We start from the raw sequence: 10,710 nt of genomic DNA on the forward strand, positions 1-10,710 counted from the left end.
GTCCGCGTGATTTCCCGACTCGACCTGCGCGGCCCGCTTCCCCGCGAGCTGCGCTCCGTGCTGCCCCGCGCCGAACTCGACGTCGAGGCCGCCCTGGACAAGGTGCGGCCCATCTGTGAGGACGTCCGCCATCGCGGCTCCGCGGCGGTCCGGGAGCACACCAGGGCGTTCGACGGGGTCGAGCTGGAGAGCACCCGCGTCCCGGTCGCCGAGATCCACCGGGCCCTCGCCGAGCTGGACCCGGCGGTCCGCGACGCCCTCGAGGAGAGCATCCGCCGCGCCCGCATCGTGCACCGGGCGCAGCGCCGCACCGACGTCACCACCCGGGTCGTGCCCGGCGGCACCGTCACCGAGCGGTGGATCCCCGTCGGCCGCGTCGGGCTGTACGTCCCGGGCGGCCGCGCCGTGTACCCGTCCAGCGTGGTCATGAACGTCGTGCCCGCGCAGGAGGCGGGCGTCGAGTCCCTCGCCGTCACCTCGCCCGCGCAGGCCGAGTTCGGCGGGCGGCCGCACCCGGCGATCCTCGCGGCGTGCGCGCTGCTCGGCGTCGACGAGGTCCACGCCGCGGGCGGCGCGCAGGCGATCGCGATGTTCGCCTACGGCACCGACGAGTGCCCGGCCGCCGACCTCGTCACCGGGCCCGGCAACGTCTACGTCGCCGCCGCCAAGCGGCTGCTCAAGGGCGTGATCGGCATCGACGCCGAGGCGGGCCCGACCGAGATCGCGATCCTCGCCGACGGCACCGCGAGCCCGGTGGACGTCGCCGCCGACCTGATCAGCCAGGCCGAGCACGACGTGCTCGCCGCCGCCGTCCTGGTCACCGACTCGCCCGGGCTGGCCGACGCCGTCGAGGACGAGCTGAAGGCGCAGGTCGCGCGGACCAGGCACGCCGAGCGGATCACCGAGGCCCTCGCGGGCCGCCAGTCCGGCATCGTGCTGGTCGACGACGTCGAGGCCGGGCTGAAGGTCGTGGACGCCTACGCCGCCGAGCACCTGGAGGTCCACACCGCCGACGCGGCCGCCGTCGCCGCCCGCGTCCGCAACGCCGGGGCGATCTTCGTCGGCCGGTACGCGCCGGTGTCGCTCGGCGACTACCTCGCCGGGTCCAACCACGTGCTGCCGACCGGCGGGTGCGCCTGCCACTCCTCGGGCCTGTCCGTGCAGTCGTTCCTGCGCGGCGTGCACGTCGTCGAGTACGACCGCGACGCGCTCGCCGCCGCCACCGGCCGGGTCGTCGCGCTCGCCGAGGCCGAGGACCTGCCCGCGCACGGCGCCGCGCTCAAGGCCCGCTTCGACTGGGAGATCCCCTCGTGACCGACCTGTCCGACCTGCCGCTGCGGGACGACCTGCGCGGCCGGGAGCCCTACGGCGCCCCGCAACTGGACGTCCCGTACGCGCTGAACACCAACGAGAACCCGTACCCGCCGTCCGAGGCGCTGGCGAAGGCGCTCGGCGAGGCCGTCATGGACGTCGCCGGGACCCTCAACCGCTACCCCGACCGGGACGCGGTCGCCCTGCGCGCCGACCTCGCGGCGTTCCTCAACGCCGACACCCCCGGCGCCGGGCTCACCGGCGACCGGGTGTGGGCCGCGAACGGCTCCAACGAGATCATCCAGCAGATCCTGCAGGCGTTCGGCGGCCCCGGCCGCACCGCGCTCGGCTTCGAGCCGTCCTACTCGATGCACCCGATCATCACGGCGGTGTCCGGCACCCGCTGGATCGACGCCTCCCGCGACGAGGACTTCGGCCTCGACCCCGGGCGCGCCGTCGCCGCCGTCGAGGAGCACCGGCCCGACGTGGTGTTCCTGACGTCGCCGAACAACCCGACCGGGACGTCGCTGCCGCTGGAGACGATCGAGGCGGTCCTGGACGCCGCGCCCGGCATGGTCGTGGTCGACGAGGCGTACGCCGAGTTCCGCCGCGCCGGCACCCCGTCCGCGCTGACGCTGCTGGACGGACGGCCCCGCCTGATCGTCACCCGCACGATGTCGAAGGCGTTCGCGATGGCGGGCACCCGCCTCGGCTACCTCGCCGCCGGCCGGGCCGTCATCGACGCGCTGCTGCTGGTGCGGCTCCCGTACCACCTGTCGGCCGTCACCCAGGCCGTCGCCCGCACCGCCCTCGCGCACGGCGACGAACTGCTCGGCACCGTCGACGCGCTGCGCCGCGAACGCGACGGGCTCGTCGCGTGGCTGCGCGGCGAGGGCCTCGCGGTCGCCGATTCCGACGCCAACTTCGTCCTGTTCGGCCGCTTCCCGGACCGGCGCCGGGTCTGGGAGGGCCTGCTCGAGCGGGGCGTGCTGATCCGCGAGGTCGGCCCGCCCGCCTGGCTGCGGGTCAGCGTGGGCACCCCCGACGAGACGGCGGCGTTCCGCACCGCACTGAAGGAGAGTCTGTGACGCGCAAGGGCAGAGTCGAGCGCGGGACCAAGGAGACCCAGGTCCTCGTCGAGATCGACCTCGACGGGACCGGCCGGGTCGACGTGGCCACCGGCGTGGGGTTCTTCGACCACATGCTGGCGCAGCTCGGCAAGCACGGGTCGTTCGACCTGACCGTCAAGACGACCGGCGACCTGCACATCGACAGCCACCACACGATCGAGGACACCGCGATCGCGCTCGGCCAGGCGTTCCGGGAGGCGCTCGGCGACAAGGCCGGCATCCGCCGGTTCGCCGACGCGTCCATCCCGCTGGACGAGGCGCTCGCGCAGGTCACCGTGGACGTCTCGGGCCGCCCCTACCTCGTGCACGTGGAGCCGGACGGCATGGCCCCGATGATCGGCCCCGAGTACGACACCACGATGACCCGGCACATCTTCGAGTCGTTCGTGTCGAACGCCCGCGTGGCGCTGCACGTCCACGTCCCGTACGGGCGCAACGCCCACCACATCGTCGAGGCCCAGTTCAAGGCCCTCGCCCGGGCGCTGCGCGACGCGGTCGCGTTCGACCCGAAGGTGCACGGCGTGCCGTCCACGAAGGGGGCCCTGTAACCGTGGAGATCGGCGGCCTGGAGTTCACCTACGGCAACGTCGCGGTCTTCGCGGTCGCGGTGTTCCTGCTGGCCGGGGTGTACAGCTTCGTCAAGCAGGGCCTCAAGATCGCCGCGGTGATCGTGTTCGTGCTGGCGGCGATGGCGTTCGCCGGGGGAGTGATGTGGCTGTGAGCCGCCCCGAGATCGTCGTCCTCGACTACGGGTCGGGGAACCTGCGGTCCGCCGAACGGGCCGTGGCCCGCGCGGGCGCGTCCGTCACCGTCACCGCCGACCGCGACGCCGCGCTGAACGCCGACGGCCTGGTCGTGCCCGGCGTCGGCGCGTTCGCGGCCTGCATGGCCGGGCTGAAGTCGGTGGGGGGCGACCGGATCATCGGGCGCCGGCTCGCCGGGGGACGGCCCGTGCTCGGCATCTGCGTCGGCATGCAGATCCTGTTCTCCGAGGGCATCGAGCACGGCGTCGCCACCGAGGGCTGCGACGAGTGGCCCGGCACCGTCGACCGGCTCGACGCGCCGGTCGTCCCGCACATGGGCTGGAACACCGTGGACGTCCCCGAGGGCTCCGTCCTGTTCCGCGGCCTGGAGGACGCGCGGTTCTACTTCGTCCACTCCTACGCGGCCCGCCGCTGGGAACTGGAGCCCGACCCGATGGGCCGCATCCGGCCGCCGCTCGTCACGTGGGCCGAGCACGGCGACCGGTTCGTCGCCGCGGTCGAGAACGGCCCGCTGTGCGCCGCGCAGTTCCACCCGGAGAAGTCCGGCGACGCGGGCGCCGAGCTGCTGCGCAACTGGCTGACCACCCTGTCCTGAGAACGTCCGCCGATAGAACATCCGTCGATAAGGTTTCCGCATGACTCTGACGCTGCTTCCCGCCGTCGACGTCGCCGACGGGCAGGCCGTGCGCCTCGTCCAGGGCGAGGCCGGCACCGAGACCTCCTACGGCGCGCCGCTGGAGGCCGCCCTGGCGTGGCAGGAGGCGGGCGCGGAGTGGATCCATCTGGTCGACCTGGACGCCGCGTTCGGCCGCGGCTCGAACCGTGAGCTGCTCGCCGAGGTCACCGGCAAGCTGGACGTGAAGGTCGAGCTGTCCGGCGGCATCCGCGACGACGCGTCCCTGGCGGCCGCGCTCGCGACCGGCTGCGCCCGCGTCAACATCGGCACCGCCGCGCTGGAGAACCCGGCCTGGTGCCGCGAGATCATCGCGTCGCACGGCGACCGGATCGCCGTCGGGCTGGACGTGCGCGGCACGACCCTCGCCGCGCGCGGCTGGACCCGCGAGGGCGGCGACCTGTGGGAGGTCCTCGCCCGCCTCGAGGACGACGGCTGCCCCCGCTACGTCGTCACCGACGTCACCAAGGACGGCACGCTGCGCGGCCCGAACACCGACCTGCTGCGCGAGGTCTGCGCCCGCACCGACAAGCCCGTCGTCGCGTCCGGCGGCGTCTCCTCGCTGGACGACCTGCGCGCCCTCGCCGGGCTCGTCCCGGACGGCGTCGAGGGCGCGATCGTCGGCAAGGCGCTGTACGCGGGCGCGTTCACGCTCGAGGAGGCCCTGGAGGCCGTCCGATGACCGTGGCGGTCCGTGTCATCCCCTGCCTCGACGTCGATGCCGGGCGCGTCGTCAAGGGCGTCAACTTCCAGAACCTGCGGGACGCGGGCGACCCGGTCGAGCTCGCGCACCGCTACGACGCCGAGGGCGCCGACGAGCTGACGTTCCTCGACATCACCGCGTCCAGCGCCGACCGCTCCACCACCTACGACGTCGTCCGCCGCACCGCCGAGCAGGTGTTCATCCCGCTGACCGTCGGCGGCGGCGTCCGCACCGTCGACGACGTCGACCGGCTGCTGCGCGCGGGCGCCGACAAGGTGTCGGTGAACACCGCCGCGATCGCCCGGCCCGAGTTCCTGCGGGAGGCCGCGCACCGGTTCGGCTCCCAGTGCGTCGTGCTGTCGGTGGACGCGCGCCGCGCGCCCGGCACCCCGTCCGGGTTCGAGGTCACCACCCACGGCGGCCGCAAGGGCACCGGCATCGACGCGATCGAGTGGGCCCGCCGCGGCGCGGAGCTCGGCGTCGGCGAGATCCTGCTGAACTCGATGGACGCCGACGGCACCAAGAACGGCTTCGACCTGGAGATGCTCGCCCGCGTCCGGGAGACCGTCACGATCCCCGTGATCGCCAGCGGCGGCGCCGGCGCGGCCGGCCACTTCGCGCCCGCGGTCGAGGCGGGCGCCGACGCCGTCCTCGCCGCCAGCGTCTTCCACTTCGGCGATCTGAAGATCTCCGAGGTCAAGGACGCCCTCAGAACCGCCGGACATCCCGTCCGCTGACCCGGAGAACCCCCCATGCGCGTCGCCCTCGCCACCTGCTCCCTCCTGCCCGACGGCACCGACGACGACCGCGCCCTCGCCGCGGCCCTCGCCGGACTGGACGTCCGCGCCGAGCCCGTCGTCTGGGACGCCGACGCCGACTGGTCCCGGCACGACCTCGTCGTCGTCCGGACCACCTGGGACTACACGCACCGCCCCGGCGAGTTCCTCGCGTGGGCCGACGGGCTCCCGCACGTCCTCAACCCGGCGCCCGTGCTGCGCTGGAACATCGACAAGCGGTACCTGCGCGACCTCGCCGACGCGGGCGTCCCGGTCGTCCCCACTCGCTGGGACCCCGCCGACGTCCCGTCGGACTGGCCCGAGTACGTGATCAAACCGGCGGTGTCCGCGGGGTCGCGCGACACGGCCCGCTGGAGCGCCGCCGAGGCCGACGCCGCCCGCGCCCACCTGCGCGAACTCCGCGACGCCGGCCGCACCGTCATGGTGCAGCCCTACCTCTCCCACATCGACACCGCGGGGGAGAAGGCACTGGTCTTCCTCGACGGCGAGTTCAGCCACGCCGCCCGCAAGGCCCCGATCCTCGCGCCCGGCACGGGCGTCCAGGGCCTCGTCGTCCCCGGCGACGGCCGCGGGGCCGTCACCGGAGCCACCGCGACGCCGGCCGAACTGGACGTCGCGCGCCGCGCCCTCGCCGCCGTCCCCGGCGCCCCCGAACTGCTGTACGCCCGGGTGGACCTCGTTCCCGGGCCCGACGGCGCGCCCGTCGTCCTCGAGCTGGAACTCACCGAGCCGAACCTGTTCCTGTCGCACGGCCCCGACGCCGTGTCGGTCCTGGCCAAGGCGGTGGCGGCCCGGCTGTGATCAGGTCCCGTCCCGGAAGAGCCGCTCCTCGGCCTCCGGGTCCGGGTCTGCGCTCTCCGGGGACGCCTCCACGATCGGCAGGACGACCGCCGACGGGTGGTCCGGGTCGTGGTACACCTCCTGGTGCGCGGCGACCATCGCGCGGGCGGTGATGAGCGGCTCGCCGGTGCCCGGGTTCGCCGCGACCTTCGGGTGGGCGCCGCTCGCCACGTGCACCCGGACGCGGTGGCCGCGGCGGAACCGGTGCCCGGTCGGCCACAGGTCGACCGCGATGCGGCGGATCCCGCGGGTGCCGACGGGCTTCTCGGCGGCGGCGGGCAGCCGCAGCCCGCCCTCGCACACGTTGCGGGACGCGCCGTCCGGGCCCACGTCGCAGAGCCGGACGACGAAGTCGGTGTGCTCGCGGTCGGACCGGACGAACAGGTCGGCGGCGATCGGCCCGATGACGTCCAGGTCCCGCTCCAGGACGGGCGAGGTGAACACGAGCACGTCGTGCCGCCGCTCCAGCGGCCGGTTGTCGACGGGCCGGGAACTGCCGAGCAGGGTGGGGCCGCCGAGCGCCGGGGTCGGGTGCTCGGGGTCGAACCGGTAGGCGCTCGGCCGGGACCGGCGCGGGCCGTCCGGGCCGAGCCCGCCACCGGGATGCAGGTGCCAGCGTTCCTGCCGCATCCCCGGCGGCGGCCAGTCCCGGTAGTCGCGCCACTCGCGCGCACCCGTCACGTACACCCGGACGGGGTCGGGACGCAGGCCGGACGGGTCGCCGAGCAGGTGCGCGCGGAACCAGGCGAGCGACTCGCGCAGCGAGACGATCCCGTGCCTGGGATCGGTGTGCCACCAGGGGCCGATCGTGAGATACGGCCGGTGCCCCGCGGCCCGCAGCGCCAGGTAGTCGCGGATCTCCCAGGGCAGGAACACGTCGAACCAGCCGCCGAGCAGGCTCACCGGCGCCGACACCTCCCCGACGGTGCCGCTGAAGTCGCGGGTGTCCCAGTAGCCGTTGTCGCCGCCCTGCGCGGCGAGGAGGTCCTGGTAGAAGCGCATCTCCTCGCCGCCGGTCAGCACGTCGAGCTCCGACAGCGGACGTCCCGACGCGGCGGCCCGCGCCACCCTGCGGCGCGCGAGGAGCGGGCCGGTGAGCAGGCCGAGCGGCTGCTGCTGCTGGTGCGTCAGGTTCGTCCAGGTCAGCGTCGACTCCAGCGCGAACGACCCGCCGACGTAGGCGGCGTCCCGGAACGAGGACGCCGTGACCTGCAGCGACATCGCCTTCAGTTCGGGTCCGGCCTCGGCCGCCGTCGCCCACGCCGTGTAGCCGAGGTAGCTGGCGCCGTAGGTGGCGAACGACCCGTTGAACCACGGCTGCCGCTTCAGCCATTCGACGGTGGCGAGCCCGTCGTCGCGTTCGCTGCCGAGCGGATCGAACTCCCCGCCCGAACCGAACGTCCCGCGCGCGCTCTGCGCGACCAACTGGAAACCGAACGGGACGAACAGCAGGCCGTTCGCCAGCGCGGCCGGGCCGCGCCGCCCGTAGGGGGTGCGCACGAGGATCGTGGGCGGCGGCTCCTTCGCCCCGGCGGGGATGTACCGGTCGGCCAGCAGCGTCACCCCGTCCCGCATCGGCACGGGAATGTCGCGCTCGACGGTGTAGCGGGGCAGTCCGGGCGGCCGGGGCAGGCCGGGCGGGCGCGGCAGCCCGGGCGGGCGGGGGATCCGGATCGGCGGAGTGGGCAGTCGGTCCCACGGGGCCATGTTCCCTCCCCTGTCCTGGCCGGAACGTGCTTTCACGACCACATCGGCTTTTTTCAAGGCCGCTTCGGCTTGCGCGACCGCGTCGGCTTGCGCGGCCGCGTCGGTTCTCACGACCATACGTAACCGTTCATGCCCCGCCGAATCCCCGCCGTCGCACCGGTCCCGGCCGTCCGTCCCGTCTCGGCGGCCCCCGCGGAACCTTCGCCGGAGCCCCGCGGCGCGGGCGGCCGGTCCCGGCGGCGGCCCCCGTCTGGTGGCGGGGCCCTCCGGATGAGATCGTGGACGGGACCGATCCTGATCAGGGGGAACAGCAGGGGGACGACATGTGGCCAGGGGCGAATCTGCCGATGGGAACGCCGCCCGTGGGGCCGGCCGGACCGGCCGGGCCGCCGCCGCCCATCCGGCCCGCCGCCGGCTGGTACGCGCTGCCGATCGGCCTCGGCGTCCTCGCCGTGCTGCTCTTCTTCGGTGCGTTCGCGCTGCTGTGGACCGAGTCGGAAGTCGCCGACGGGCCCTCCTCGGAAGGCCCCGAGTCGGGCGTGTCGCTCCGCCTGGAGGAGGGGTACGGCTACTTCGTCTACGTGCGCGACGGCGCCTCGGAACCGCGGTCCTGCGCGGTCGTGACGGAGGAGAGGACGATCCCCGTCCGGCTGACCAGAGAGCACTCGTGGGTGGCGTCGGACGTCGAGAACCACACGTACGCGGCGACGTTCACCGCGCCGGTCACCGGGCAGGCGCAGGTGGCGTGCACGGGGACGGGCGGCTGGATCCGGGTGCAGCCGGACGACGCGTCCCTGCTGTACCTCGGGATCGCGTTCTTCCTGTCGCTCGGGCTCGTGGCCGTCGCCCTCGCGTCGCTGCCGGTCATCATGCTGCGGCGCAGCGCGGCCCGGCGCCGCGCCGCCGCGGTGACCGGCCCGCCCTACCCGTACTGAGCCCGCGGCGGCAGCCCGCGGCGGCGGGTTCAGGAGGCGAGTTCGCGTTCGAGCGGGGTGCGGAACCTCGGGACGGCGCGGACGTCGCCGTACCAGGCGGCGATCCGCTCGGCCTCCCGTTCGGCGGCCGCGCGCGCCGCGGCGCCCGCGTCCTCGAGGAAGCGCAGCGCGATCTCGCCGTCCGGGCGCTGCGCCCAGCCGCCGACGATGCGCCCGTCCCACCAGATCGTCGGGCCGATGTTGCCGTTGCGGTCGAACAGCGCCGGACGGTGCTCGCCGAGGAACCAGCCGCGTTCCCGCCAGCCCATCGGCGTGGGGTCCAGGGCGGGCAGCAGCGCCGCCCACGGTTCGGGGGTCTCGACCGGTTCGAGGTCGTCGGTGAGGACGATCCCGGCCGTGCCGCCGAGGTCGACCTCGGTCGTGTCGAGCGGGGCCAGCGCCTTCTTCACCTGCGCGGCCGTCCAGCCGGTCCACCACTTGAGATCGGTGACGGGTGCGGGTCCGAACGCCCGCAGCCACCGCTCGACCAGTTCGGTGCGGGCGGCGTCGGCGGGCATCGGCGCGATGCCGCCCGGCAGCCACGTCTCGACGGGCGCCCACCGGTACTGGCTGCTGATCCACGACCCGTTCGGGCGGCCGCGCACGATGCGGCCCGCGCAGCCGAGGACGACGAGCACCCACGTGGTGATGCCCGTGGGCTTCGAGTAGGACTTGCCGGGCGCCGGGTCCACCCGGGTGCGCAGCACCGGCACGTCCGCGCCGAGCTGCGCCCCGGTCGCCTCGCCGCGCGCCAGCAGCGCCCGGTGCGCGGCCTCCTCGGCCTCGGTGAACCAGGCGAGGACGTCGGTGAACCCCGGGTCCCGGTCGATGAGCCCCTTCTCGATCATGCGGGCGTACACGGCGCGCTGCTTGGCCGCGAGCGCGTCGGCCGTGGACGCCTGCAGGACGGGCACGAGGTCGGTGGGCGCGACGAACATCGTCCGGCGCATCGCCAGCATCCGCAGCAGCGTGCGGTCGTCGTACAGGGCGCGCTCCACGGCCGCCGGGTCGGCCCGCACGCTGCGCGCCGCGACCGACAGGAACACCGTGGCCGGGTCGGTGGCGTGCAGCACCACCAGGGAGCGGGCGATGTCCAGGACGTCGTCGGTCCTGGACATCGCGGCCAGCCGGTGCCGGCGCCCGAGCCGGGCCCGCCGCTCCGCGACGCTGATCGAACGCATGTGCGAGAGTCTAGCGGCTCAGCCGTTCGCGGTGATCTCCACGACGACCTGTTCCTGCGTCACCGACTTCACCGAGACGTCGAAGCCCTCGGCCTCTTCGCCCTGCGCGCCGTCGCCGACCGGAACGGTGATGTTGTTGCCCTCGATCGCGAGGGTGACGGTCTCGCCCTGGACGCTGACGAGTTCGGCGTCCACGCCGAGGATCGACGCGCTGGCCTCGACGCCGCGGTCGAACGTGACGGTGCAGGAGTTCACGCCGCAGTCGGTCTCGGCGTTCGTCCCGCTGCACGCCGCGACCGCGCCGAGGGGCAGCAGGAGGACGGGGAGGATGGCCAGCTTCCGCCGGGCAAGGGAGTTGGTCATGGTCGGAGTCTATGAGGGCGGGCCCCGGCCGGTCGCCCTCCGGCGGGCTGAACTTCGCGATGCGAAAGTAGTACCGGACGGTGACGCTCCCGGTGGGCGGCTCGGCTGGAACGCCGAGGACCGCCGTGATCTCCTTGGTCGTGTGGAGGAGGACGCCGCCGCGCCCGCCCCGGCGGGCGGCCTGGTCGTCTGCGCCGCGCTGCGCCTGGAGGCCCGCGCGGTGCGGCGCGGCCTCGCCCGCGCGCCCGTCGCGGTCGTCGGCTACCG

General features: G+C 74.5%; 12 protein-coding genes. 9 read left to right on the forward strand and 3 right to left on the reverse strand.

The genetic code is table 11. From position 1 onward, the window contains the following. The first annotated feature begins 6 nt into the window (after window positions 1–6). Genes hisD through ACFQ11_RS27110 form a run of 8 tightly spaced genes read left to right on the forward strand, consistent with a single transcriptional unit; the run spans window position 7 to window position 6,179 of the window. Entirely contained in the window at window positions 7–1,314 is a 1,308-nt protein-coding gene (gene hisD, locus ACFQ11_RS27075) for a histidinol dehydrogenase (RefSeq protein ID WP_378303552.1), read from the forward strand. Next, the gene (locus ACFQ11_RS27080; protein WP_378303554.1) at window positions 1,311–2,399 is read left to right on the forward strand and encodes a histidinol-phosphate transaminase; all 1,089 of its coding nucleotides are present in this window, start codon (window positions 1,311–1,313) and stop codon (window positions 2,397–2,399) included. Before hisD ends, ACFQ11_RS27080 begins: the two co-directional genes overlap by 4 nt. After that, the gene (gene hisB / locus ACFQ11_RS27085; RefSeq protein ID WP_378303556.1) at window positions 2,396–2,989 is read left to right on the forward strand and encodes an imidazoleglycerol-phosphate dehydratase HisB; all 594 of its coding nucleotides are present in this window, start codon (window positions 2,396–2,398) and stop codon (window positions 2,987–2,989) included. The genes ACFQ11_RS27080 and hisB overlap by 4 nt, the downstream gene beginning before the upstream one ends. Window positions 2,990–2,991: 2 nt before the next feature. After that, window positions 2,992–3,162: a hypothetical protein gene (locus tag ACFQ11_RS27090; protein WP_378303558.1), complete on the forward strand. Its 171-nt coding sequence runs from the start codon at window positions 2,992–2,994 to the stop codon at window positions 3,160–3,162. Next, window positions 3,159–3,800, forward strand: coding sequence for an imidazole glycerol phosphate synthase subunit HisH (gene hisH, locus ACFQ11_RS27095; RefSeq protein ID WP_378303560.1), 642 nt, complete (start codon window positions 3,159–3,161; stop codon window positions 3,798–3,800). Before ACFQ11_RS27090 ends, hisH begins: the two co-directional genes overlap by 4 nt. 40 nt (window positions 3,801–3,840) lie before the next feature. After that, complete coding sequence (priA, locus tag ACFQ11_RS27100) at window positions 3,841–4,560, forward strand: bifunctional 1-(5-phosphoribosyl)-5-((5-phosphoribosylamino)methylideneamino)imidazole-4-carboxamide isomerase/phosphoribosylanthranilate isomerase PriA (RefSeq protein ID WP_378303562.1); 720 nt, start codon at window positions 3,841–3,843, stop codon at window positions 4,558–4,560. Then, window positions 4,557–5,318, forward strand: a complete 762-nt coding sequence (gene hisF / locus ACFQ11_RS27105; RefSeq protein WP_378303564.1) for an imidazole glycerol phosphate synthase subunit HisF — start codon at window positions 4,557–4,559, stop codon at window positions 5,316–5,318. The genes priA and hisF overlap by 4 nt, the downstream gene beginning before the upstream one ends. Before the next feature lie 15 nt (window positions 5,319–5,333). Then, window positions 5,334–6,179, forward strand: coding sequence for an ATP-grasp domain-containing protein (locus ACFQ11_RS27110; RefSeq protein ID WP_378303566.1), 846 nt, complete (start codon window positions 5,334–5,336; stop codon window positions 6,177–6,179). Here the strand turns inward: ACFQ11_RS27110 and ACFQ11_RS27115 are convergent, their stop codons facing one another. Continuing rightward, entirely contained in the window at window positions 6,180–7,925 is a 1,746-nt protein-coding gene (locus ACFQ11_RS27115; RefSeq protein WP_378303568.1) for a CocE/NonD family hydrolase, read from the reverse strand. Window positions 7,926–8,272: 347 nt separating this feature from the next. Here ACFQ11_RS27115 and ACFQ11_RS27120 point away from each other — a divergent pair, with 347 nt between their 5' ends. Further along, entirely contained in the window at window positions 8,273–8,860 is a 588-nt protein-coding gene (locus tag ACFQ11_RS27120) for a hypothetical protein (RefSeq protein WP_378303570.1), read from the forward strand. A gap of 29 nt (window positions 8,861–8,889) precedes the next feature. Here ACFQ11_RS27120 and ACFQ11_RS27125 read toward each other — a convergent pair whose 3' ends face one another. Beyond that, the gene (locus ACFQ11_RS27125) at window positions 8,890–10,080 is read right to left on the reverse strand and encodes a winged helix DNA-binding domain-containing protein (protein WP_378303572.1); all 1,191 of its coding nucleotides are present in this window, start codon (window positions 10,078–10,080) and stop codon (window positions 8,890–8,892) included. An 18-nt stretch (window positions 10,081–10,098) separates the two neighbouring features. Continuing rightward, a complete protein-coding gene (locus tag ACFQ11_RS27130) occupies window positions 10,099–10,443 on the reverse strand; it encodes a hypothetical protein (protein ID WP_378303574.1) in 345 nt (114 codons plus the stop codon). Between the last annotated feature and the right edge of the window lie 267 nt (window positions 10,444–10,710).

Source organism: Actinomadura sediminis (assembly GCF_042675525.1).
GTDB classification, from domain to species: Bacteria; Actinomycetota; Actinomycetes; order Streptosporangiales; family Streptosporangiaceae; genus Spirillospora; species Spirillospora sediminis.

Coding starts and splice junctions, on each gene's coding strand:
- priA (WP_378303562.1), top strand. CDS start 3,841: ATGACTCTGACGCTGCTTCCCGCCGTCGACGTCGCCGACGGGCAGGCC.
- ACFQ11_RS27110 (WP_378303566.1), top strand. CDS start 5,334: ATGCGCGTCGCCCTCGCCACCTGCTCCCTCCTGCCCGACGGCACCGAC.
- hisF (WP_378303564.1), top strand. CDS start 4,557: ATGACCGTGGCGGTCCGTGTCATCCCCTGCCTCGACGTCGATGCCGGG.
- ACFQ11_RS27125 (WP_378303572.1), bottom strand. CDS start 10,080: ATGCGTTCGATCAGCGTCGCGGAGCGGCGGGCCCGGCTCGGGCGCCGG.
- ACFQ11_RS27115 (WP_378303568.1), bottom strand. CDS start 7,925: ATGGCCCCGTGGGACCGACTGCCCACTCCGCCGATCCGGATCCCCCGC.
- ACFQ11_RS27130 (WP_378303574.1), bottom strand. CDS start 10,443: ATGACCAACTCCCTTGCCCGGCGGAAGCTGGCCATCCTCCCCGTCCTC.
- ACFQ11_RS27120 (WP_378303570.1), top strand. CDS start 8,273: ATGGGAACGCCGCCCGTGGGGCCGGCCGGACCGGCCGGGCCGCCGCCG.